At 52.7% G+C, this 22,933-nt stretch carries 22 protein-coding genes; 11 read left to right on the top strand and 11 right to left on the bottom strand.

Going from position 1 to position 22,933, the window contains the following annotated elements:
• From ACK4S7_RS10050 to hsdR, 3 genes are all read left to right on the top strand, one after another.
• Positions 1–836, top strand: an 836-nt coding sequence (locus tag ACK4S7_RS10050; RefSeq protein ID WP_409646442.1) for a class I SAM-dependent DNA methyltransferase, incomplete at its 5' end; no start/stop codon positions are given.
• Entirely contained in the window at positions 833–1,990 is a 1,158-nt protein-coding gene (locus ACK4S7_RS10045; RefSeq protein ID WP_409646440.1) for a restriction endonuclease subunit S, read from the top strand. The genes ACK4S7_RS10050 and ACK4S7_RS10045, both read left to right, overlap by 4 nt.
• Before the next feature lie 3 nt (positions 1,991–1,993).
• Positions 1,994–4,336, top strand: a complete 2,343-nt coding sequence (gene hsdR / locus ACK4S7_RS10040) for an EcoAI/FtnUII family type I restriction enzme subunit R (protein WP_409646438.1) — start codon at positions 1,994–1,996, stop codon at positions 4,334–4,336.
• A gap of 223 nt (positions 4,337–4,559) precedes the next feature.
• Here the strand turns inward: hsdR and ACK4S7_RS10035 are convergent, their stop codons facing one another.
• Positions 4,560–5,390 (bottom strand): hypothetical protein, encoded by an 831-nt coding sequence (locus tag ACK4S7_RS10035; RefSeq protein ID WP_409646436.1) that lies wholly within the window; start codon positions 5,388–5,390, stop codon positions 4,560–4,562.
• A 123-nt stretch (positions 5,391–5,513) separates the two neighbouring features.
• Positions 5,514–6,155 carry a helix-turn-helix domain-containing protein gene (locus ACK4S7_RS10030; RefSeq protein WP_409646434.1) on the bottom strand — a complete coding sequence of 214 codons (642 nt, stop codon included), beginning with the start codon at positions 6,153–6,155 and terminating at the stop codon, positions 5,514–5,516.
• 15 nt (positions 6,156–6,170) lie between these two features.
• Here ACK4S7_RS10030 and ACK4S7_RS10025 point away from each other — a divergent pair, with 15 nt between their 5' ends.
• From ACK4S7_RS10025 to ACK4S7_RS10015, 3 genes are all read left to right on the top strand, one after another.
• Positions 6,171–6,386: a helix-turn-helix domain-containing protein gene (locus ACK4S7_RS10025; protein ID WP_409646433.1), complete on the top strand. Its 216-nt coding sequence runs from the start codon at positions 6,171–6,173 to the stop codon at positions 6,384–6,386.
• Positions 6,383–7,366 carry a tyrosine-type recombinase/integrase gene (locus ACK4S7_RS10020; protein ID WP_409646431.1) on the top strand — a complete coding sequence of 328 codons (984 nt, stop codon included), beginning with the start codon at positions 6,383–6,385 and terminating at the stop codon, positions 7,364–7,366. The genes ACK4S7_RS10025 and ACK4S7_RS10020 overlap by 4 nt, the downstream gene beginning before the upstream one ends.
• 658 nt (positions 7,367–8,024) lie before the next feature.
• Complete coding sequence (locus tag ACK4S7_RS10015) at positions 8,025–9,260, top strand: dicarboxylate/amino acid:cation symporter (RefSeq protein ID WP_409646430.1); 1,236 nt, start codon at positions 8,025–8,027, stop codon at positions 9,258–9,260.
• A gap of 405 nt (positions 9,261–9,665) precedes the next feature.
• Here the strand turns inward: ACK4S7_RS10015 and ACK4S7_RS10010 are convergent, their stop codons facing one another.
• Positions 9,666–10,616: a YihY/virulence factor BrkB family protein gene (locus tag ACK4S7_RS10010; RefSeq protein WP_409646429.1), complete on the bottom strand. Its 951-nt coding sequence runs from the start codon at positions 10,614–10,616 to the stop codon at positions 9,666–9,668.
• Between the two features lie 460 nt (positions 10,617–11,076).
• On the opposite strand from ACK4S7_RS10010, the gene ACK4S7_RS10005 reads away from it, so the two are divergent.
• The 3 genes from ACK4S7_RS10005 to ACK4S7_RS09995 all read left to right on the top strand — a co-directional run bounded on the left by ACK4S7_RS10005 (position 11,077) and on the right by ACK4S7_RS09995 (position 14,072).
• The gene (locus tag ACK4S7_RS10005; RefSeq protein ID WP_409646427.1) at positions 11,077–12,036 is read left to right on the top strand and encodes an alpha/beta fold hydrolase; all 960 of its coding nucleotides are present in this window, start codon (positions 11,077–11,079) and stop codon (positions 12,034–12,036) included.
• Between the two features lie 108 nt (positions 12,037–12,144).
• Entirely contained in the window at positions 12,145–12,609 is a 465-nt protein-coding gene (locus ACK4S7_RS10000) for a hypothetical protein (protein ID WP_409646425.1), read from the top strand.
• A gap of 356 nt (positions 12,610–12,965) precedes the next feature.
• Complete coding sequence (locus ACK4S7_RS09995) at positions 12,966–14,072, top strand: diguanylate cyclase domain-containing protein (protein ID WP_409646424.1); 1,107 nt, start codon at positions 12,966–12,968, stop codon at positions 14,070–14,072.
• Between the two features lie 57 nt (positions 14,073–14,129).
• On the opposite strand, the gene ACK4S7_RS09990 is transcribed toward ACK4S7_RS09995, so the two are convergent.
• Positions 14,130–14,963, bottom strand: a complete 834-nt coding sequence (locus ACK4S7_RS09990; protein ID WP_409646423.1) for a hypothetical protein — start codon at positions 14,961–14,963, stop codon at positions 14,130–14,132.
• Between the two features lie 94 nt (positions 14,964–15,057).
• Between ACK4S7_RS09990 and ACK4S7_RS09985 the strand changes: the two genes are divergently transcribed.
• Positions 15,058–16,356 carry an SLC13 family permease gene (locus ACK4S7_RS09985; protein ID WP_409646421.1) on the top strand — a complete coding sequence of 433 codons (1,299 nt, stop codon included), beginning with the start codon at positions 15,058–15,060 and terminating at the stop codon, positions 16,354–16,356.
• Positions 16,357–16,451: 95 nt separating this feature from the next.
• Here the strand turns inward: ACK4S7_RS09985 and ACK4S7_RS09980 are convergent, their stop codons facing one another.
• Positions 16,452–16,850, bottom strand: coding sequence for a BLUF domain-containing protein (locus ACK4S7_RS09980; protein WP_409646419.1), 399 nt, complete (start codon positions 16,848–16,850; stop codon positions 16,452–16,454).
• A gap of 82 nt (positions 16,851–16,932) precedes the next feature.
• Positions 16,933–17,331, bottom strand: a complete 399-nt coding sequence (locus tag ACK4S7_RS09975; RefSeq protein ID WP_409646418.1) for a MerR family transcriptional regulator — start codon at positions 17,329–17,331, stop codon at positions 16,933–16,935.
• Positions 17,332–17,400: 69 nt separating this feature from the next.
• On the opposite strand from ACK4S7_RS09975, the gene ACK4S7_RS09970 reads away from it, so the two are divergent.
• Complete coding sequence (locus tag ACK4S7_RS09970) at positions 17,401–18,183, top strand: glutaredoxin family protein (RefSeq protein WP_409646417.1); 783 nt, start codon at positions 17,401–17,403, stop codon at positions 18,181–18,183.
• Here the strand turns inward: ACK4S7_RS09970 and ACK4S7_RS09965 are convergent.
• From ACK4S7_RS09965 to ACK4S7_RS09945, 5 genes are all read right to left on the bottom strand, one after another.
• Positions 18,180–18,632, bottom strand: coding sequence for a DUF1810 domain-containing protein (locus ACK4S7_RS09965; RefSeq protein ID WP_409646415.1), 453 nt, complete (start codon positions 18,630–18,632; stop codon positions 18,180–18,182). The genes ACK4S7_RS09970 and ACK4S7_RS09965 overlap by 4 nt on opposite strands.
• Positions 18,633–18,683: 51 nt before the next feature.
• Entirely contained in the window at positions 18,684–19,358 is a 675-nt protein-coding gene (locus ACK4S7_RS09960; protein WP_409646414.1) for a type 1 glutamine amidotransferase domain-containing protein, read from the bottom strand.
• A 156-nt stretch (positions 19,359–19,514) separates the two neighbouring features.
• A complete protein-coding gene (locus ACK4S7_RS09955; protein WP_409646412.1) occupies positions 19,515–19,691 on the bottom strand; it encodes a hypothetical protein in 177 nt (58 codons plus the stop codon).
• A 66-nt stretch (positions 19,692–19,757) separates the two neighbouring features.
• Entirely contained in the window at positions 19,758–20,396 is a 639-nt protein-coding gene (locus ACK4S7_RS09950; RefSeq protein WP_409646410.1) for a glutathione S-transferase family protein, read from the bottom strand.
• 98 nt (positions 20,397–20,494) lie between these two features.
• Positions 20,495–22,864, bottom strand: coding sequence for a PAS domain-containing protein (locus ACK4S7_RS09945; protein ID WP_409646408.1), 2,370 nt, complete (start codon positions 22,862–22,864; stop codon positions 20,495–20,497).
• Positions 22,865–22,933 lie beyond the last annotated feature (69 nt).

The raw sequence follows: 22,933 nt of genomic DNA, 5'->3' as shown, positions 1-22,933 counted from the left end.
GTTCGGCTGGGTTCATGTGCGAAGCCTATGACTATTTGAAACCGCTCGCCAAATCGACTGGTGACAATGACACGCTCCAACGCCGCACCTTTTACGGCAAGGAGAAGAAGAGCCTCGCTTACGTTATCGCGATCATGAACATGATCCTGCACGGTATTGAGGCACCCAATATCCTGCACACCAATACACTGGGTGAGAATATCAATGATATTCAGGAAAAGGACCGCTTCGACATTATTCTTGCCAACCCGCCCTTCGGTGGCAAGGAACGGCCGGAGATACAGCAGAACTTCCCGATCAAGACCGGTGAGACTGCTTTCCTGTTTTTGCAGCATTTCATTAAGTCGCTGCGCGCCGGTGGAAGTGCCGCCATCGTTATCAAGAACACATTCCTTTCCAACAGCGACAACGCCAGCGTCGCGCTCCGTAAGGAACTGCTTGAAAGCTGCAATCTGCACACCATCCTCGATATGCCCAGCGGCACGTTTCAAGGGGCTGGCGTGAAGACAGTGACGTTGTTTTTTGAAAAAGGCGCACCGACACGGAGCATCTGGTACTATCAGCTCGATCCGGGTCGCAACATGGGCAAAACCAATCCGCTGAACGATAATGATCTGGCGGAATTTGCGGAATTGCAGGCCGGATTTGCGACCAGCGCAAAGAGCTGGAGCATTGACGCCACGACCATTGACCAGACCAGCTTTGACCTGTCGGTGAAGAACCCTAATGTGGGTGAGAAAGTTATACTGCGCAGCCCAGAAGCGATATTGGCAGAGATTGCCGCACTGGATGCGCAGAGCGCAGGCATTTTAGCTGAAATCAGGGCTATGCTGTGAAGGCGGCATATCCGTTAGTTCCACTCGGAGAGTTGTGCGACGTGCTGGACAGTAAACGTCGCCCGATAACGAAACGAGACCGTGTTGAAGGTGAGTTTCCTTACTACGGCGCGACCGGAATACTCGGTTACGTTGAAGGCTATATTTTTGACGAGCCACTGGTGTTGATTGGCGAAGACGGCGCAAAATGGGGCGTTGGTGAAAATACGGCATTCAGTGCCGAAGGGCGTTTTTGGGTGAACAATCACGCCCATGTTATACGTCCGCATCGTCACAAAATTCTCGATGCATGGATTATCTACCAGCTGAACCAAGCTGACCTCTCGGAATTTATCACTGGCCTAACGGTGCCTAAGTTAAACCAAGCCAAGATGCGGGAAATCCCGATTATAGTGCCATCCCTCGACGAGCAGCAGCGAATTGTTGCGGTGTTGGACAACGCGTTTGCAGGCATCAGCACCGCTGCCGCAAACGCTCAGACAAACCTAACCAATGCCCGTTTGCTTTTCGAGAGTTATCTCGACACCATCGTTACGACACAGGACGAAACTTGGGACGTGGGCAAGCTCGAGGATATCGGAGGCAGCGTGTCAACTGGCCCATTTGGTTCACTTTTACATAAGTCCGACTATGTCGAAAACGGCATACCGTTAGTGAACCCTGCACACATTATCGGTGAGCGTATCGAACCGGATAACCGTAAGTCCGTTTCGGCAAAGAAACTTTCCACCTTGTCTGCCTACGTTCTCAATAAAGATGATATCGTTATCGGACGGCGCGGCGATATTGGCCGCTGCGCGGTCGTTACCGAATTGGAAAACGGCTGGCTATGCGGAACAGGCTGTTTCTTTATCCGACCAAAAAAATCGGCGAACCCGCATTTTTTGGCTCACTTGCTGCGCTCGAATCCCTACAGAAAAGCCTTGGAAGCCGCCGCATCTGGTGCAACTATGCTCAACTTAAGCAACACAGCATTGAGCGAACTTGAAATTGTATTGCCAAAAATGGAACGCCAGAACCAATTTTTAAAAAAGCTGGACGAGATGTCCAAATATGTTTCAAAACTTGCAGTTGTTGCCGCGGATAAGCTCACCGCCCTATCCGAACTCAAACAATCTCTCCTCCAAAAAGCATTTGCCGGGGAATTGACCTAGGCGATGAATGAAGCCGAAACCCGCGCCGAACTGATCGACCCCGCACTTGCTGCGGCTGGTTGGGGCGTTGTGGACGGCAGCAGAACTCGGCGTGAAATGATTGCACCGGGGCGGCTCACCGGCTCTGGCAAGCGCGCTGAGGCCAAGTCTGCAGACTATGTGTTGGTTTATCGCAACACGAAGCTTGCGAGCGTTGAGGCGAAGGCCGCGACCAAAAGCTATGCGGAGGGCGTCGCACAAGCAAAGGATTATGCAGATCGCCTGCAAACCCGTTTTGGCTTTGCCACCAACGGAAAGCAGATTTACCGCATCGACATGACGACCGGCGAAGAGGGGCTGGTTGTCTGCTGGCCCACGCCGCAGGAATTGTGGGATGCAACCTTTGCCGAGGCCAATATCTGGCGCGACCGTTTAGCGGCAGTGCCTTATGAAACCGGCGGCAAATTTGAACCGCGGTATTACCAGTATAACGCGATTGAGAAAGCGCTCGCGGCGATAACGTCAGGCAAAGACCGCATCTTGCTGACCCTCGCCACTGGCACTGGCAAAACATGCGTAGCATTTCAGATTTCATGGAAGCTGTTTAATGCGCGTTGGAACTTGCAGGATTGGAAATCGAGTGCTGAGCCTGCTCGACGTCCACGCATATTGTTTCTTGCCGACCGCAACATATTGGCTGACCAAGCCTATAACAGCTTCTCCGCATTCGAACCCGATGCGCTCGTCCGCATTACACCAGCTGAAATCCGCAAAAAAGGCCGCGTGCCGAAAAATGGCAGCGTGTTCTTCACCATCTTCCAATCGGTCATGACCGACGGAGGCGCCGAAGTTTCGGGTGAGGAAGAACCGGCATTCAACTATCAGGATTACCCGCCGGACTTCTTCGACTGCATCATTATCGACGAATGCCACCGTGCTGGTGCCAAAGATGGAAGCGAATGGCGCGGTATTCTGGATTACTTCGCACCAGCCGTGCAGATCGGTCTTACCGCGACGCCCAAACGTAAGGACAATGTCGATACCTACGCGTACTTCGGTGAGCCAGTTTACACCTACTCACTGAAAGAGGGCATCAACGACGGCTATCTGACTCCGTTCAAAGTCGTCGAGCTTGGCACAACAATCGATGACTATGTCTACACCGCCGACGACGTAGTTGAGTCAGGTGAAGTTGCGGACGGCAAGCGCTATACGGAAAGCGATTTCAACCGCACAATCGAAATGGAAGCGCGTGAGCGCTACCGGGTCAAGATATTCATGGAGCGGATAAACCAGCGTGAAAAAACATTGGTATTCTGTGCTACCCAAGACCATGCCGCCAAGGTCCGTGACCTGATCAATCAGGCCAAAACAAGCACCGACCCAAATTACTGCGTTCGCGTGACCGCAAATGATGGTGCGATGGGAGAGCAATGGCTGCGTGTGTTCCAGGACAACGACAAGACCATTCCGACGATCCTCACGACATCGCAGAAGCTTTCGACCGGTGTCGACGCCCGTAACGTCCGTAACATCGTTCTGATGCGACCTGTAACATCGATGATCGAGTTCAAACAGATCATTGGCCGCGGCACTCGCCTTTATGATGGGAAAAATTACTTCACGATCTATGATTTCGTGAAGGCATATCAGCTATTCAACGACCCTGACTGGGATGGCGAGCCGCAAGTGCCTGCCCCCCCGGTCGACCCGCGAGGGAAGAAAAAGGGTGACGGAACCGAGGGTGGCGAAACAAGCACTGGAGGCGACGAACCTGATCCACCCAAGGAGCGGTTGGTCATCCGGCTCGCCGACGGAAAAGAACGCACCTTCCAACATATGAGCGCAACAACGTTCTGGGATGCCTCTGGCCGACCTATCTCTGCAACCCAGTTCGTCCAGAACCTCTTTGGGAAGCTGCCAGAGCTCTTTCGCGACGAAGATGACCTCAGACGCATCTGGGGCCAGCCTGACACGCGTGCGGGGCTTGTAGCAGGCTTGGCTGAGCGCGGTTTCGATGGAGAAGCATTGAAGTCAGTCCGTCAGCTGGTCGATGCCGATGATTGCGATCTGTTCGATGTGCTAAATTACATCGCACATACGAAGACACCGTTGAAGCGTATCCAGCGCGCTGAGACGCACAGGGTAAATATTATGTCGCGGTATAATGCAAAGCAGCAAGCATTCCTTGAGTTTGTGCTCTCCCAGTATGTCGCGGAAGGTGAGGATGAGCTGGGAACAGACAAGCTTCCCGATCTTCTCGACCTCAAATATGGATCGCCGTCTGATGCTGTCCGGGAACTTGGTAGTGTGTCAGATATTCGAAGCACATTCACCGGGTTCCAGAAGGGACTGTATGAGCAATAAGGCTGGGACCGTAAGGTTACACCCTAACACCGCCCAGAAACTGCGAGATGCGTGCAAATGACTGAAAAACAAATGATATCGAGTCGTGAGTGTAGGAGCAAAAACGCCAAAAGGGTGTAACTTAGAGTTAACTTCCGGCAACCCCCGGCCGATCTATCCCTGATATATAGAAGACAATCGACCGAGCCGTCGCCTCGTCGCAAACCGGTCTGTAACCACACTTCTATTCTTTACCCAATGGTGCATCGGTGATTACACCCCAAAGCCTTTTCGTCATCTCACGCAGACGGTGGTTAATGAACATACGTTGACCCGGTAGTCGCGCGTCCTTGATCATTAGTGACTTGGCACAATAATTTGGCCAGTTCGCCGCCTCGTTAGCGACCCCCTGCACAATTTCATCGTAATAAAGAACGCAGTGGAAATCCAACCCCGACCCTTTCCCGCGTCGTCGGAAACCTACCTCTAAAGCTGACTCCATCGCTAATTTGAAAGCCCGAAGGTGGCATTGATCGATGCCACACACCATTCCGTGCAAGTGCAAGCGGGTTCGGCTTCCCTTCCTTCCTTTGCCTTCCAAGACATAAGCCATTCCGACGTCACAGAACCCATGGGATACTAACTCCGCCCTGATCCGCCGTTTGATGCAGTTGTAGATATGTGCCTCGTCGGCTTTCCACATTTCCTCTAATGCTTCATTCACCTTCACCGTGAACGAATAGCCTTTGTATTCCAACACTACTTGCGAACATAGCAGTAACTTCAAGAACTCTGTTTGCGCTCTCCATTTACCAAGCTTCTGTCCTGGATATCTCTGGAGATATTGTTGTCCTGTTTTACCCCAGACTGAAAATAGACCAGGTTGATGGGGAATGACGGGCACTATAGCTTTATTTGCAGTTGCGAACCGCGCAAGTGATCGAAACAAATTCAGGTCATTAGCAATAGCGCTCCGCACGGCAGCGTTGCGCCTTGCAACGCCAGCATTTCTGCCAAATTTTTGATCGTAAACGCCCTTGCCTAACGGCCTCGTCTTCAGCGGATATCCTACCACTTGACGATTACCACTACCTCCCGGGGGTCTTGAAAGTTTTCTGCCAGCGACTTGCATTTTTTGCGTAATACCAAACCAATTTTGCGTGTATTTTATTACGCATAAGGTTTGACTAATGGTGCGTCAAGGTAAGATCGCCTCAATCGCCTCTTTAAGAGCACGGCGTTGTATAACTGTGAGTCCTGACTCAAATATGTTGGGACAAGCTTCTCTCAGAAAGCCTACCATAGGCACCTCAGCTGGGGTAAGCCAGCGCTCTTCTGGACGGGAGTCCCGAAGCACTTCTTGGACAATCTTCTGCTGCGCTTTTGTCATCTTGGAACTTTCAAAACCCGAAAGATTACCCAATTGAACCCGCAAACGAGGCTCGTCGCTATCCCCTGCAACGGCGTCAAGAACGTCTGGATGACGCTGTTTCAGAACAGCAGGAATAAACATTGCCCGAGGAACATTAAGGTAATCCGCGAATTCAGCCGCTCTATCGATCGGGATAGGAACCCGCCCACTCGCCATATGACTTAGGACCGTCGACTGCTTATATCCCAGCTCAGTGGCCAGCCGGCGAAGACTTGTGTGGTGGCGCTGGACATGTTGATCCAACATTGATCGAAACATCAACGCAGCCTCGGTATCGGCATAAGGAAAGGGCGTTTCTTTAACCGCCGTCGGAGAAGGAACTGTCATTCCGACACCGTAGCACCCATTTTTCCACGGTTCAATCTCTTGACATATACTAACACGCAATGCATGTTTAATAACACGCATTACATGAAAGGAAAAATGATGCTCAAAAATGACTTAATATTTGGCGCTAAGGCAGCCGCAGATTACATTGGACTAACAGAACGCTCGATCTACCACATGGTAGAGCAAAAAAAGATTCCACATGGGCGTATTGGCATCAGGATATTTTTTCGACGGAGCGAGCTTGATATTTATTTCAGTGCAAGAGCGTCAAATTTCGAACCAGCCGCCCATAATGATGAGCTACCATGAGCATTCGTAAACGTACTTGGCAAACAGCTAAGGGTGAGACCAGTGTGTGGATCGTCGACTTTAAGGACCAGTATGGTCAGCGCAAAACTAAGCAGTTTCCTCGTAAGAAAGATGCCGAAGACTGGAATACCCGTGCAGCTTGGCATGTCAGTCAGGGGACCCACACATCCGACAGCAAGTCGATCACAATCGCGCAAGCCAGCCATCTTTGGCTTGAAGCAAGACGCGCAGATCGTCTCGAGGATACCACTATTGCTGCATATGAACAGCACCTGCGCCTTCACATTGTTCCTCGGTGGGGGACGATCAAGATTTCGCAACTGACGACACCTATGGTTGAAAGGTTCAAGGATGAACTTGTTTCGTCTTTATCTCGCCCTATGGCTGTGCGGGTGCTGCGGACATTTAAGGCTCTAATTTCTGAAGCAGTCCGATTGGGGCACGCAGCGCATAATGTTGCGCTGCCAGTTAGAGTTAAACGAACCCCGCGGACAAAGTCAAAGCTGACTATTCCTTGCAAGGCAGCACTCAAGCGACTGCTCAAGGCTGCAGAAGGATCAACAAATCCTATGGCTCTGCCCTGTTATTGCCTCCTTGTATTTGGAGGGTTGCGTGCTTCGGAGATCCGCGGATTATCCTGGGCAAGCATTCACTTTGAAAAAGGCCATGTCAATGTGTGGCAACGGGCGAACTCGAGGGGTATTTTGGGAGCACCAAAAACCAAAGCTGGAGAGAGAACTATTCCGCTGCCCCATCTGGCACTCAAAGCGCTTAAGGTTTGGAAGTTGGCTTGCCCTCCGTCAGAGAGTGATTTTGTGTTTCCTTCACTAACGGGGAAAGCCATGACATGGAACTATCTGTTGACCCGCGTGGTCGCGCCTGTGCAAGTAGAAGCCGGCGAATGCAGGATGACATCTGACGGGGCCAGTATACCGCATTGGAGTATGCATAGTTTTCGGCACGCAGCCGCTTCCTTATAGATTGAGCAGCGGCTTGACGCCAAGCGTATTCAATCACTGATGGGACACAGCAACATCGCTGTGACTTTCGATACCTACGGTCATCTGTTTGCCCAGAATGAGCGTGATGCGGATACGTCTGCAGCAATCGAACGGGCCATCTATGGAGACGCAACAGAAATGCAGCAAAATATTTCTAAAGCTCACGTTCCGTAACGTCAAAAAAGGACTCTGACTCCGTCTATTGAGGTTCGAATCCTTACCGGGGAACCATTGACCTACTGCTAAGGCCAGCAGAATGCGACGCATCCGCTGGCATCCCTAAACAGACCAAGCTTTAGGCGGTATTCGTCAGCACTACGACAGTATCCCTCCGAACACCACCAGATCGATACCGTCATTGCTGAGCAATAAATTAATTGAGTCTTCACTCAGTTAATTTGTTGCTCAGTTGGTAAAAAGGTGACGGGGATAAGCATACTTTAGGATTCTATGTCGTTGAAACAGACTGATAGGACACTTTTGAGGGTGTCGTCCCGCACCCGTTCGTGATGCAAGCCGCAAACCGAAAATGTTATGAGTTGAAATGTCATATCTTTTCTAGTCAGTTCGGATATGCTCGCGCATATATATTTACGGATCGCCCTTGTGGCGCCGACACTGCATGATGGGGTAGAAATTGAACCGTTGGCTTAGCATTCCCTTGTGGCAGCGCGTCATCGCTGCGCTGGTTCTGGGTATCATTGTTGGCCGACTATGGGGGCCGGGGGCTGAAAACATCAAGATCATCGGTGACGTATTCGTCGCCTTCATCAAGATGCTAGTGGTGCCACTAATTTTCTTCAGTCTGGTGGCAGGCGTCGCCAGCATAGGTGATCTACGCAAGCTGGGCAGCGTTGGCTGGCGTGCCATGCTAATCTTTGTCGTTACGGGGCAGGTCTCGGTGTGGCTGGGCCTTTTGCTCGGTACATTGGTCGAGCCCGGCGCGGGCGTGGATACCTCAGCGCTGACATTGGGTGCAGTACCCGAGGCTACTCAAGCCAGCTGGCGTGAAATGCTGCTCAGCATGGTGCCGCAAAGCCCTGTGCAAGTGATGGCGGAAGTGAACGTGTTGCCGCTGATAATCTTTTCACTGCTGCTGGGAATTGGCATTCTAATGGCAAAAGAAGATGGCGAACCAGTGCTCAAAATATTTGAGAGCGGTAGCATTGTGATGCAGAAGGTCACCGCAGTCGTAATGGAGCTGACGCCATTTGGAGTGTTTGCGCTGATGGCGTGGGTGGCCGGCACCTTAGGCTTTGATGCGCTAGCTGCACTCGGCAAGCTGGTTTTCCTCAATTATCTAGGGTGTTTTCTGATCATCGCAGTGGTTTACGGGGGGTTACTGAAACTGGTCGCGCGAGTTCCGGTAATCGGATTTTTCCGCGGCATGGTGGATGCGATCGCGGTGAGCTATTCCACCGCCAGTTCCAATGCGACGCTGCCTGTGACCCTGCGCTGTGCCGAGCGTAATCTTGGCGTCTCGAAATCGGTGGCGAGTTTCGTTATCAGCTTGGGCGCGACCATCAACATGAACGGTACAGCAATGTATTTGGGGATGGCGACTTTGTTCGGCGCGCAAATTTTCGGGGTGAATTTGTCGTGGGGAGATTATGGCATGATCGCGCTGCTTGGCACCCTAGGCGCGGTGGGCGCGGCGGGTATTCCCGGAGCCGGTCTCATCATGATGGCGCTGGTGTTCAGCGCCGTGGGCGTACCCCTGGAAACTATTGCATTTGTTGCAGGGGTAGATCGGATTATGGACATGATGCGCACAACCACTAACATCACCGGTGATGCAGCCGTGGCAGTAACTGTGGCGAGCCTGACAGGAGAGCTTAACCGCGCCGAATTGATCAGCGCGGATGACGTGTAGCGCGGGTTAATTTGGATGCGCCACCGGCACGAACTGAGGCAACAATCTGCGAGGCCTAGCCAAAAACCACCATCAAGTGAATGCAAAGAATCGATCAACCGCTGCAATTGAACATAAGGCGGCCACAATGCTGCCCTGGGGGTTTTGACCGTAGCTAATACACATCAATCGACGACCCAATTTACTTGCCCGTGCGCATCTACTTCTTGCGTCGGGTGCTGACCCGGGAGACTTCCGCGACGACTCTCACAGTCGAGATTTCCCTCGTCATCGAGCACCTCAATATCCAATGCTTGGTCGCAAACAAAATCTGCAGGGCTTTTTCAGGGGACGGTGATCGACGCGCGCCCTTTCATGCCTGCGACACCTTGCGACGTCGATTGACATGCGAGGAACCGACGATTCTCATTCTGCGACCTGATCCGCCATCGCGGCTTCTCTGGCGCCTAACGGGCGGGCGGTGCCGGTGGTGGTGTCGACCGCCGTTTGATGCTCGATCTCTGCGTTAAACTCAGCACCGAGCACCAATACATAGGCTGACAAATATAGCCACATGAGCAAAACGACAACTGCGCCAAGAGATCCGTACGTGGCGTTATAGTTTCCAAAATTGGCTGCATACCATCCAAACAATGAAGACGCAGCTAGTAGCCCGGCTGTGGCAAATAAGGACCCTGGTGTTAGCCAACGCCATTGTGCGTCCGCCCGAGATGGCCCGTATCTGTAGAGTGCGGCCAAGCCTGCTATTGTAACCATGGCTGCTACGGCCCATCCTCCCATTTTGATAAGAGATGCGGCAACTGTAGAAAACGATCCAAGAATCGTTTCGAGCGCATGACTAATCGAAGTCGCAGCGACAAGCATAAGCATTAAAAAAACGGCTCCGATTGTAACCAAGGCGGTTGTTACGTTGCGTGTGATGAAACCGCGTTTTTCATCCTCTTCATACGCGATATTCAGAGCGATTATAACGGCGCCTGCGCCCTTCATTGCGCCAAACAGCGCGAGGCTAAGCGCAACAAGCAGGCCGAGACCTTTTTTGCCCGACGAAGTCGCGATTAGGCTGTCCAGCTGTTCACCGATTAGCGCAGCCACCTCTTTTGGAAGAGAGGGTGCGATGCTCCCAAACTGACGCACGATCTCGACAGGATCGAAAGCAAGACCAAAAATAAGAACCAATGCACCAAGCATCGGCACCAACGCAAGAAAGCCGTAAAACGCTACGCCTGCGGCAATTAATCCAAGGTTATCCTCGGACGCTTGCCAGTAGGTGCGCTTTGCAATTGACCACCACCCTTTTACGGGCATCTCAATGGGGTGACTGGCTGATTGTCCGCTAGGCTCTTTGGTCTGCATCAATCGCTAACGCAGAAGTCGGAAAAAAGAACCCAAGACAATGAACGGTTCAGCGCAGAAATACGCAAAAAACGAAGGCAATCGCTGAAGCCTTCACTAATGCCCAGGGGTTCATTATGCCCGTATCTGGTACCAATCAATGACTTTTAAGGGACCGTTCTTTGGCCATGACGCTGTCGGTTCCAGCCGACTTTGAACCCATCTGCTGCCGGACGCCAAGTCGCAAAGCGGGGTTGCTGACGGTGCAAGCGACAGAGGGAAAGCAGGCTTACGCTGCGAATGGAACAACGACATATAATGTCAGTTCGCTTAACGGACACACCGCCTGCTACCCTCCCGAAAGGTTCGGTGTGTCCACCATGTTTCGATACAAGGCCTCTTAGTCGTTCGCAGGAACGAGTGACGATATAAGGTTTAAATATCTCAAAATTTTGCGTTATTTATCTAAAGGCTAAACGCGATGAACTCGGTTAAAAGGCCCATGGACAGGCACTCACTTCTTCGCAGCTTCGCCATCGCAGGCGGAGCGTTAGGCGCATCGGCGCTTTACAATCGTTGGGCCGCTGCGCGCGCGGAGGCGCGTTACCCGGCGATAGGACGGATTATCGAAATTGATGGCGTAGATTTGCACGTTTTTGAAAAGGGCGCAGGACCACCCATCGTGTTGCTTCACGGGAATGGTTCACTGATTCAGGACATGACAGTTAGCGGCCTCGTGGACCGACTTGCCAAGCGCCACCGGGTCATAGTCTTCGATCGCCCTGGATATGGGTGGTCAGGCCGCCCCGCGGGGCGTGATTGGTCACCTGAAGCGCAGGCAGCCTTGTTCGCAGCGGCAGCCGACTTTTTAGATGCCCAGCAACCTTTGGTGGTAGGGCATAGCTGGGGTACTCTTCCAGCGGTTGCCTGGGCACTTGCCCGGCCCGGTGGCGTAAGGGGGTTAGCGCTCGCCTCCGGATATTACTTCCCGACTGCTCGTCCCGACGCACTGTTTACCGCATTCCTTGCTTCACCGGTGATCGGTGATCTTCTGGCCTACACCATTGCTCCGCTGCAGACCCGGATTACTGGGTTTGCCGGATTTAGGATGATTTTCTCCCCAAACAAAACGCCCGAGCGATTCTTGGATGAAATGCCCTTCGGTCTGATGGTGCGGCCAAGCCAGCTGCAGGCAACTGCCGCCGACAGCGCCATGATGCCCGCGGCGGCCGCTCGACTTGAAACTCAATATGACATGCTCAATCTGCCGATTACTGTCATCTGGGGAAAGGGTGACAAACTTGTTGACCAATCCAAGCAATCCGCACGACTTGCCTCTTTACTGCCCGGCGTCCGCGCGCTGCCCTTGGCAGAGACCGGTCATATGGTACATCATGTCGCGGTCGACCAAGTGTCAGCCGCTATTGAAGCAATGATGTAAACACCACCTTTGCTCCGCCGAAGCTACGATGCTTTTTATCTGGGGGCAGGTAACGGAACTCTCCCTCATCCCATTGGTTGCTTATCTGACAAAGAGAAGGAATATTACATGCAGAACGACCGGGCTTTGCTGGATCAAGATGGGCCTTCCGAAATCTCTGCATTACGCAGCCTCGCAGCAGCGGTTGCGGATAGCGTTCCAGCTTATGAACGCGCGGCTCGTGAAGGTGAGGAACTGTACCGACCAATTTTTCTCACCCGGTCAAAAGAGCGGAAGGAAATGGTCAATGAACTTCATGCAAGAATACTTGCGCTAGGCGGAGTAACGGAAGCAGAAACCGACGATCCTCATGGGTTCGCAACCTCGATGAATCGCACGTTGGACGCTAACGCTTCCGTCATCGACAGCGTCGTTAAAAATGAAGCCAAACTTCGCTCCGTTTTCGTAGCTGCAATAGACCAGCATACTGGTGACACCGAAACCCTGCTGCGTACCCATTTGTTTGCTCTCGAACGCAGCGAGGAAGAGTTGCGCAGGTTGCTCCATGAAACGGGTGCGCCGCCGCATCTTTGAGTTAGGCGCGTTCCTGTCCGACCCCTTGGGCCCTTGGCCAACCATCTGCGAATAAATGTGATAAGATTCACCAATCACCCTGTCGCATTAATAGGCGCCGTTATCACTTTGTTAGGCCAGTTTCCCTAGGACCCAAATCGGGGACCAATAGCCCGAAACCAGTCCGCGACAACCGAGCCGGTTTCTTTCTTGAGATCACAATCAAGGAGGTACATTTGCGTCCCCTTCAGGATTCCACTTCGATGAATTTAACAAACCGTGTGTCCTTACATACCCGGCTTTTCAAATTCCTCCGTACTAAAATTTTCTCCGACTCAACATCCCTTCCACTCTCGGTTTACCGCGAGCTCATCGATATGATTTATAGTATGTGGCTTCCGATATTTGGGCTGGGTATTGTCTTCGTTGGCGTATCGATCCTCGCGATGTTCAAGCTAAATGACCCTGCCTACGCTGGGTTGGGCGGCCTTTTTGCAATCGTAACATATTGTAGAGCCAATGACTTACGGGCGTATTCGCGCGCCTCGCCTGTAACCAATCTAGAAAATCTTAGGCAGTGGGAGAAACGTTACGCAACTGGAAACTATGTGTCGGCAGGCCTTCTTGGAGCGCTTAACGTGCTGGCGCTCCAAAGCCATAATCCCATTCTGCACCTTATCACCGTCAGCCTCGTTTTCAGCTTTGGCGCAGGGATTGTAGCCCGGATCTCGGTCCGGCCGAAAATCTGCATAATAAGTTTAATGATTGCCACTGTGCCTACATCGGCCGCACTTGCTCTTCATTCGCTCAGGGACCATTTTGACGCGTTACATACGGAGATGTTTTTATTTGAAGCCGCCCTTGTTGCACTTATTACCTGCCTGGGCTTGCAAAGCGTTGCCTATCTTTATCGCTCTGCGGTGGAGCAGCATATCACGCGGCACGACCTTGCCCAGTTGGCAAAATATGACATCCTGACCGGTCTGGCTAATCGGCTTTTATTACGCGAGCGCTATAAGGTTTCGGTTGCAGCCTCGAGGCGCACCAACAAGTCGGTTGCCTTGCATTTTCTTGATTTGGACGGCTTTAAAGCCATTAACGATCAGCACGGACATCCAGCGGGCGATGCCGTGCTCGAACAGGTAGCACATCGTCTCGAAGCAATTGTGCGTGATAGCGACACTGTCGCGCGATTGGGTGGGGACGAATTTGTCATCTTGCAGAGTCACTTGAATCACGAGGATGAGTCAAAATTACTCGCGGGACGAGTCATACGGCGTTTAAGCGACCCTTACTTCATCAATGGGTCTACAATGAATGTGTCCGCCAGCGTCGGAATTGCCATGGCGCCAAGCCACGACCTTGCCCTTGAACAGCTTTTGGATCAAGCCGATTCTGCCCTGTACAAAGCGAAATTAGGCGGCAAAGCGCGAGCAATATTTTTCAGGATGCGTGAAGACGAGAAACTACCGGTAGCTGCGTGACGAACAACCCGACAATTAATTGGGTGCCGCAGACCGCTTCACAGAGTTGCTACGCGCTCAATACTGCCACTCGCCGAATATTTCCGAACCCGTGGCATTAGTAACCGAGACACGGTCAAATCGAGCGAGAATGACACAAATTGGACGTTTGTTCTGATCAGCCGATCGGCAATAGATCGGCATCGGACGATTGGTCGCAAGCCGTCCGACTATTGCGATGCGCAGCCCTTCTTGATCAGGCGCTTGCTCTGACGAAACACGCTTCGATACACGGTAATCCGACCGGTCTCGCACTGTGGCACGGGGTGCCTGCATCGCTCCAGTTTCCGCTATTGCAAGTGAAGGCGCATCGGGCACCAGATCTTCGGCTGCAAATTTGGGTTCCTTAGGGCATACTGCGTCACGCAGCCACTCGCGTTCAATCCAGAAACCTTTGCCAAGCCCCACAACGGCGTCACCCTCCGAGCCGTCTCCAAAGAAATTTTCTGGTAGCCCAATCAAGTAGGAAGGAAATGCCACCTGTAAAATGCCGCTTTCCGCGTCATAGCGCCAACCGTTTCCTGCCGTCGCGTCAATTTTTAACGGGCCGGCGCAACCCAATGGCATCACCAGCTCAAAACGCCTACCCGCCAAGTCTGCTACTGCATCGTCAAGTGATCTTCCGGATGCATAGGCCGAAGCAGCCTTGACCGCGGCCTCTATTAACGCAGCCCTGTCAAGCAACCGAAGAGGTGGCGGGGGCGCCAACGGCGTCGATTCAGGCGCTTCTACGATTGGCGCAGGCTTCTCGTTTTGCGCACGCGGCCACACAATAGCAATAAATGCCGCAACAAAGAGCAGCAAAGCTACGGCTGCCCAGCTTCGCCATTTAGGAAAACGTTTATCTTGCATTGCCGGACCACATATCGAAAGGAAGCTGAGTTCGTGCGTTTGACCTCACGGCATGATGCAGTAGGTAGATGCCAATGGCAAAGACTTTGCACACATGACTATTGACCAGTTGATAACCCTCGTGGTGCTCGCAGGGGTAGTGGCTGCGTTGATTTGGGACAGGGTGCGATCAGATGTCGTTGCCCTTTCTGGCGCAGCGGTCCTCTTGCTGACTGGTGTTGTTCGACCCAGTGAAGTGCAAGGCGCTTTTGCGAGCCCTGCCCTCATTGCGCTCGCCTCTCTTTTCGTCATCGTTTACGCCATTGAACTTTCCGGCCTGCTGGATTGGCTGATTGGCAAAGCAGTAGCCCTTTGCCGGGCAATCGGAGCTGTTGGACTCTGGTTGACGATTGCAATGTGCGGTGCCGCGTCTGCCTTTTTGAATAATACACCTATCGTAGTTCTCGCCGCGCCAATTGTGCGGGACACTGCAAATACACTTGGCCTGGACCCACGACGATTTCTGCTGCCCTTATCGTACATGGCGATCTTGGGCGGCTGTTGTACCTTAATCGGCACATCAACGAATCTTCTGGTAGCTGACATGGCGCGTCTTGGGGGCCAGCCAAGTTTTGGCTTGTTCGAAATAAGTCCGGTTGGTCTGTGTATTGCATTTGCCGGTGGCGTTTATCTCATGCTTGTAAGCCCCTGGATTGGCAAAGGGCGTGCACGCGATACCGAGATGGACATGGAAGGTCTTGTGACCAGTGCTGATTTGCAAGTCGGGGACGCACGCTTGTTCGTAGCTCAGCGACCGTTGAATATTCGGCAAGCAGCAATTTCGGTCATAGTATTTGGCGGCGTAATAATTGGAGCAACATTTGGCGTGGCACCAATCGGTGCAACCGCGTTTACCGGAGCGGTACTCCTGATCCTCTTGAAGGTCATTAGCGCAGACGAGGCATATAGCGGTCTGCGACCACAGATATTGCTGCTAATCGCCGGGATGGTCGTGGTGGGCATTGCGATGGAGGAGAGTGGGTTGGCAACAAAAGCGACATCAGGTCTGGTCGACACCGTTCAGCCTTTCGGCCCACTCCTCGCTTTAGCAGTCTTTTATGGTGTGACCTTGTTTCTGACCGAAATTCTATCGAATGCCACGGTAGCGGTACTTTTTGCGCCTATCGCAATCGCCCTTGCTGAAAGCTTGGGGGTTAGCCCAAGGCCTTTTCTGGTTGCAGTAATGATGGCAGCCAGCGCTGCCTTTGCCACACCGTTCGGCTATCAGACCAACGTCCTCGTTTACCAAATCGGCGGTTATTCTTATACAGATTTCGTCCGGTTCGGGCTACCGTTGAATGTCATCACATGGGCAGTCGGGCTGGGCGCAATTGCGATTTTTTTCCCATTCTAGGCTTGTATCAATCTGATTTTACAGAAACATTACATTCAGCATCTAAATCACTTCAACCCTATTCGTGGAATAGGTGAAGATTGACTAGAACAAGTTCACGCCGCTTCTTTTGCCAGCCGTTCGAATATGGCAATGACATCGTCAGTCGTTGCCTGCAAAAATAAGCCATCGGATATCTCTTGCGGGCTCCACATCCAGCTGCGCACGGGGTCGTCACGCATCGCCCATTTCGGGAAAAGTCGATCACTGACGGTGCGTGAAACGAGCAAGCTTAATTCCACGTGGCGGTCATCGACTGTAATTCTTCGATACGTGTCTTGAATTGCCGCATCTGGTCCTTCGATCAGTTGCAGATAAAGATCGTTCCGGCATATTAGCGTGCCGGTGATATCGGCTTCACTGTTCCGTCTGCGTGATATCGTAAGGATATCGTGGAGCACCGAGGCGTCGAACCCGAATGGTCTGGAGGCATAAACTATCTGCGTAAGGGACATTAGATTCCTCCAGTTCAGTGTGTACCACCGGGATTGTCCAAACGTACCCTCAAAGCAGCGTCTCGACAGACCTGACTGCCTACTACGCAACAACGCCCCGGTCAAAGGCCTGAATTATCGGGCAAGGCCCTGCGCTTTCGTCAGCGCATGACTGCGCAAGTTGTGCCAGCGCTGCCCGGGCGGTCTGCAATTCTGCAATCCTTTGGTCAATTTGCCCTAACCTCTCCATCGCCAGTGCGCGTGCACGTTCGCGATCATCCGACGCATCAAGTGCTAGCAGCTCCCCAATTTCATTAAGCGTGAAACCCGCCGACTGGGCCTGTCGGACAAAACGAAGTCGACTCAAGTCTTCGCCGTCGTAACGCCGCATTCCGCCGTTGCGCGATGGAACCCCTAACAGGCCACGCCGTTGATAATAGCGCACCGTCTCGACACCTACATCTGCGGATTTGGCAAGCTTACCGATGGACATTGCATTCATTGCTTGACTCCGTACTATGGTACGGATGTTATATACGCCGGGTAGCACGATTTTCAAGGACGATTGCCCATGACAGACGCCCCAGCTTATTCCTCTCCCTTTACATCTTCAACATCGAAAGCGGCGGTGCTGTATCGCATGGTGCTCAAGGACCATATATGCCCTTACGGCCTCAAAGCCCGCGACCTGCTTAAGCGGAAAGGCTTCTCTGTCGATGACCACTTGCTGACGACGCGCGCAGAGGTGGACGCGTTCAAAGCGAAGTACGATGTCCAGACGACCCCTCAAATTTTTATTGAAGGGACCCGAATTGGCGGCCACGACGATCTGCGGCGCTTTTTGGGCCTGAACGTCCCGGATCCAAAGGCCACGACCTATCAGCCAGTCATTGCGCTGTTTGCAATAACAGCGCTCATGGCGGCCGCGACGAGCTACGCTGTCTATGGCTCGCCCGTAACAATTAGGGCAGTCGAGTGGTTTATCGCCTTCAGTATGTCCATCCTAGCCATGCTGAAACTTCAGAACGTTGACAAATTTTCGACTATGTTCCTGAATTATGATCTGCTCGCCCGTCGCTGGGTACCGTACGGACGCATCTATCCTTTTGCTGAAGGACTCGCTGGCGTGTTGATGATATCCGGTGCCCTGAATTGGCTGTCCATACCTGTTGCCCTCTTCATCGGTACGATTGGCGCAGTTTCGGTCTTTAAAGCCGTTTATATTGATAAGCGCGAGCTCAAATGCGCCTGTGTAGGCGGCGACAGCAATGTGCCTCTTGGCTTTGTATCGCTCACAGAAAACCTGATGATGGTATCCATGGCGCTCTGGATGTTGTTAGCACCCGGTCACTAATTATCGCGCACGCGTGGTAGACGCCGCCAAGCTGCGACGCGTTGAACCGTCTGTTGGTCGACGCTGCCGCCGAAAAATTTGTCGAGAGCGAACCGGAAACAATGCTGATAAGGGGCAATTTCGTGAAAGAGCGTCATACTAGAGCGGAATTTCGCAGCATCGGTTGCGCCCAGGATTGGTTCAGCGTTGCTTTGCGGACTGGCGTTCATTGCCCCGGTCATCTCGCGAAGCCGCGCCCCCAATAGCGGGTGAGCGAGATAGGCTTGTGCCTCTTCCAAGCTAGTAATTGCAAAATGGACCGACGTTTGCGACAAGCCCAAACCGACCACTTGTGGGAAAATAAACCATATCCAATGGGTACGCTTTTTGCCTGACTGAATTTCTTTCAGCGCGACATCATATATTTCGCGCTGGGCATGTTCGAAACGGGCTAGGTCAAATTTCGGCACCTGAGGTTCCAGACAATCCGGCCGCCGTTCCAAACCGCACCGCGGCACAATTCAAATCAATTCCAACAACTTACGTGCAGCCTCCTCTGACGAAGCGGGATTTTGACCCGTTACAAGCTGGCCATCTGTTACCACGAAAGAGGCCCAGTCGGCACCCTTTTGATAGTTACCAGCATTGGCCAACAATATATCCTCCACGAGGAAAGGCACGACGTCGGTCAATCCAACTGCCTCCTCTTCGCTGTTGGTGAAACCAGTCACGTTTCGGCCCGAAACGAATGGGTTTCCATCTGGTCCTTTGGGATGCTTAAACACGGCCGGTGCATGACAGACTGCTCCAATGGGCCGGTCGCTTGATGCGAAAGTCTCGATCAGCCTTATGCTGTCGGGATCCTCCGCCAAGTCCCATAACGGCCCGTGGCCGCCGGGAAAGAAGATCGCATCGAAGTCATCGGGGGCCACTGTTGATAACATGACGGTATTAGCCAGTGCTTTCTGGGCATCTTTGTCACTGTTGAAGCGTTCAGTGGCGTCTGTCAGTGCATCCTTGGCTTCGCTACTCGGATCGAGAGGCGGTTGTCCCCCTTTTGGCGACGCAAGTGTAACTTCAGCGCCTGCATCTTTGAATACATAATAGGGCGCGGCGAACTCCTCGAGCCAAAAACCCGTCTTTTTTCCGCTGTCCCCCAAGGTATCATGTGACGTTAGAACGATCAGAATTTTCATCGGGATTTTGCCTTTTGGAATGCGTGAGATAACGCGCCCAATGATTAAGCACATATGGGACACAATGTTCCAACCGCTGTCGGCAGTCCCCTCCATACGAGTTAGAAACCCCCCGGCTCGCGACTGCCCGGTCAACTAAGCTATTTCACAGGTCCCTCATTCCTTGGCGACCAGTTGGGCGGCGATCTCTTCCATGGTACCAGCCACTAACAAAGGCTGCCCCCCTACGATGCCAATTTGAGTCTGACCATTCTCCGCCGATCGCAACCAGGCTACGTTTGATGCGACGACGAGGTAGTTCCCGCCGCGGGAGTGTAGTGCGATAAACTTCATGATCGATATCTCCTGACAAACGGACACTAGGAGACAATAATGAGGTTTGAATTAACAGACCTCCGGTTAGCTTAAACCCAGCATTTTACGCTCACGCCTGATCCAGTCAGCAAAGCTTGGCCGTGCATGCATGGCGGCCAGATAGCTGGTCAGTTTCGGATATGCGCCAGCGTCCGGGATATAGCCCGCATGCGCCGCGTTGACAAAGGGGCTGGCGATTGAAATGTCTGCTAAGGTAATGGTGTCGCCGACGAGATAACCCGCGGGATCAATGATGCTTTCGAGATAATCACATAAGGGCGTCATATCCGCTTCGCCTTTGGCCGCCGCGGCATCGTCGCCGGGCTTTCCTACAAATTTGGGTGACACAATGCGGTTAAAGAATATCGGGCCCGCCGCTGCCGTGAGCATGGTATCTGCAAATTCGTCAAACCATATCGTTCGGGCGCGATCTGCCGGGCAAGAGGGAATCAGTGGAGTTTCCGGGTGCTTTGCGTCGATGTAGGTTACGATTGCGGTCGAATCCGAGATGCGAAAATCGCCGTCACTGAAGCCAGGCATTTTGCGGAAAGGGCTGCAGGCCAGAAAGTCCGGGTTCTGGTCGCCTAGACCGATAGGAACCAGTTCCAAGGCTACCCCTTTTTCCGCTGCGAAGGCCAAGACCTTACGGACAAAGGGGGAAACGGGTGCGCCATACAGAATCATTTGTTGGTCTCCAGAACAGAACGGAAATCGGTCCGTTAGCTATCTGTCAAACCAGTAGCGTTTTGCAACGGTTGTTTGCTCGTTGACCTGAGATCGCTTCAATGCTCCTTTGACAACCCACCACCCGTCGAGCCACTTCTAGGGGCAAAATGCGCAAGAAACTGCGCCAGATCCGTCATGCGAAAGGGCTTGGCCAATCGTGGAATACCGTCGCCCAGATTTCTATTGCCCATAAAGCCGGTTACCAGAGCGACGCTCAAATCTTTGCGAAGCCGTCGCGCCTCGTCAATCAACTGAAGGCCTGACATGTTGGGCATCATATAATCGGTAAGCAGCAAATCATAATGTGTGTCGGTTAATAGCTCCGCCAATGCCGCTGAGCCTGATAGCACGGATTTTACCCTATGGCCCAAGGCCCGGAGCATCTCGGCGTTAGCCTCAAGCACCAAATCTTCATCATCCACTAGCAAAACCGACAAGGTGGGCGCACGTGTTATCGGCTCAAAATCGGATTGCACTAAAGCCTGCCCTGCCAACGCTTCGGCGACCGGAAAGGTAATGGTCACTTTAGTCCCTTCCCCAGCTTCGCTCTCCAGGTGAAAGTAACCGCCCGACTGCATGGCGAGCCCATGAACCATCGAAAGTCCAAGGCCAGTACCCTTCCCCACTTCCTTTGTCGTAAAAAACGGCTCAACGGCGCGCCGTGCAACATCTGGTTCCATGCCGTGACCGCAGTCTTCGACGCTCAGTCTAATAAAATTTCCTCCGGGCAACATGGTAGGGTCAGACGCCGGCTGACAAACATGGTCTCCTGTTATCATGATCATGCCTCCGTCGGGCATCGCATCACGTCCGTTTACGCATAGATTGAGCAATGCGAGCTCGAGTTGATGCGGGTCGACCAATGCGGCTGGCATATTTTCTGCCATTTCGACATGTATTTGAAACTGCGGACCGAGGGTACGCCGGACAAGGTCAAGCATGTCGCGGACCAGGATAGCAACATCAACGGGTCGGGCCTCCAAATGGTGCCTACGCGCGAATATAAGTAGCCGGCTGACCAATATTCGGGCGCGTTCAGACGCTTGTAACGCACCGGAAAGCCAACGAGCCGAGCGTTCATCATCTTTGTATTTGCGCCTCAACATATCGAGCGCCCCTACGATGGGTGTAAGCAGATTGTTGAAGTCGTGAGCAATGCCCCCGCTGAGCTGACCCAAAGTATCCATCTTCTGAATTTCGCTAAGTTGCGCACGTGCCTGCTCCAACTCCGCCTGATAAGCGTTAAAAGCTGTGACGTCCCTCCCCGAACCATAAACAAGCCCGCCTTCGGGAACCGCCACCCATGCTATCGACCGATATCCGCCATCTTTCGTACGTAGCCGGACCTCAAAAGGTGGAAGCTCTCCCTGAGACGCAATTTTCAAGGCTTGGACGCTCGCCAGTTGGTCGTCGGGATGGATGAACTCCAAATAGTTTCTCCCGACAAGTTCCTCACTTGTCCAACCAAGGGTCGCCAGCCAAGCTGGATTTACCGACCGCAATGTGCCTTCGGGCTCAATCACAAGCAGAAGGTCACGGGAGTTGTTCCATATCCGATCGCGCTCGGAAACTGTCTCTTCAACACGCTGTTTCAGGCTGACGGTTAACGAATTAAGTTCACGTTCGGTATGCTTGCGTTCAGCGATATCCTGCACAAGTACATAATAGCCCTCCGGAGTCCCATCTCCGCCTATCCTGGGCACAAAATCTATACTTACCTCACGAGCACCAGCGTCTTTGTAAGGCATGAATTGTTCATTCCGGAACCGCTCGCCTGACATTGCGCGTTGAATTTGAGGCTTTGCAATATTGTACGCATCGTCGCCAATCACCTCACGGACGTGCCGACCCAGCAAATCTTCGCGCTTAACACCAAACCACCTTTCATATTCTCTGTTCACAAATCGGTAGCGCTCATCCTTGTCGACATACGAAATAAGGACAGGCAATGCGTCTGTGAGGATTTGAAGCTCGCGCTCGGTATTAAGCGCACGGTCTTGGGCGAGTTTTCTTTTAGTAATGTCGGTGATGGAGATCGCTATTCCGCCTCCGGTCAGCGGCGTTATCCGCAAATCCCCGAAACGTCCTGGCCGAAGTAATGAAGATGTCTCAATACTGGCACCGACGCCATGCTCCATGGCAGCTCTGCAACAGCGCTCATATTCGGACCCAAGCCCCTGCGGAAATACGTCCCAAAGTTTGCGCCCTAATATCTTGTCGCGGGAAATACCGAAATATTCTTCACTCGCCCGGTTGAACAGCGTGAACCGCCAATCGGTATTTAAGGCGTAAAAACATTCATCAACGCTCTCGAGTACCGCCTGCAAATGCCCTTCGCTTAACCGAAGACGCTCCTGCAGATAATCAACGTCGTCTGGCTTTAGACGCTCGCCTTCCCCACCGGCGTCCACATCGTCGTCGACCATTTACGCCCCCTTGTCACTTAGCGTTATGCGACGTCCGCTATAGACGCGCAGCTATTGCTACGCGTAACG

The sequence above is a fragment of the Sphingorhabdus sp. genome, assembly GCF_046292425.1.
Classification (GTDB): Bacteria; Pseudomonadota; Alphaproteobacteria; order Sphingomonadales; family Sphingomonadaceae; genus Sphingorhabdus_B.
This window is presented reverse-complemented; position numbering and strand designations above follow the sequence as displayed.

Coding starts and splice junctions, on each gene's coding strand:
- hsdR (WP_409646438.1), top strand. CDS start 1,994: ATGAATGAAGCCGAAACCCGCGCCGAACTGATCGACCCCGCACTTGCT.
- ACK4S7_RS10030 (WP_409646434.1), bottom strand. CDS start 6,155: ATGCGTGTTATTAAACATGCATTGCGTGTTAGTATATGTCAAGAGATT.
- ACK4S7_RS10025 (WP_409646433.1), top strand. CDS start 6,171: ATGATGCTCAAAAATGACTTAATATTTGGCGCTAAGGCAGCCGCAGAT.
- ACK4S7_RS10020 (WP_409646431.1), top strand. CDS start 6,383: ATGAGCATTCGTAAACGTACTTGGCAAACAGCTAAGGGTGAGACCAGT.
- ACK4S7_RS10010 (WP_409646429.1), bottom strand. CDS start 10,616: ATGCAGACCAAAGAGCCTAGCGGACAATCAGCCAGTCACCCCATTGAG.
- ACK4S7_RS10005 (WP_409646427.1), top strand. CDS start 11,077: ATGAACTCGGTTAAAAGGCCCATGGACAGGCACTCACTTCTTCGCAGC.
- ACK4S7_RS10000 (WP_409646425.1), top strand. CDS start 12,145: ATGCAGAACGACCGGGCTTTGCTGGATCAAGATGGGCCTTCCGAAATC.
- ACK4S7_RS09995 (WP_409646424.1), top strand. CDS start 12,966: ATGATTTATAGTATGTGGCTTCCGATATTTGGGCTGGGTATTGTCTTC.
- ACK4S7_RS09990 (WP_409646423.1), bottom strand. CDS start 14,963: ATGCAAGATAAACGTTTTCCTAAATGGCGAAGCTGGGCAGCCGTAGCT.
- ACK4S7_RS09985 (WP_409646421.1), top strand. CDS start 15,058: ATGACTATTGACCAGTTGATAACCCTCGTGGTGCTCGCAGGGGTAGTG.
- ACK4S7_RS09980 (WP_409646419.1), bottom strand. CDS start 16,850: ATGTCCCTTACGCAGATAGTTTATGCCTCCAGACCATTCGGGTTCGAC.
- ACK4S7_RS09975 (WP_409646418.1), bottom strand. CDS start 17,331: ATGAATGCAATGTCCATCGGTAAGCTTGCCAAATCCGCAGATGTAGGT.
- ACK4S7_RS09970 (WP_409646417.1), top strand. CDS start 17,401: ATGACAGACGCCCCAGCTTATTCCTCTCCCTTTACATCTTCAACATCG.
- ACK4S7_RS09960 (WP_409646414.1), bottom strand. CDS start 19,358: ATGAAAATTCTGATCGTTCTAACGTCACATGATACCTTGGGGGACAGC.
- ACK4S7_RS09955 (WP_409646412.1), bottom strand. CDS start 19,691: ATGAAGTTTATCGCACTACACTCCCGCGGCGGGAACTACCTCGTCGTC.
- ACK4S7_RS09950 (WP_409646410.1), bottom strand. CDS start 20,396: ATGATTCTGTATGGCGCACCCGTTTCCCCCTTTGTCCGTAAGGTCTTG.
- ACK4S7_RS09945 (WP_409646408.1), bottom strand. CDS start 22,864: ATGGTCGACGACGATGTGGACGCCGGTGGGGAAGGCGAGCGTCTAAAG.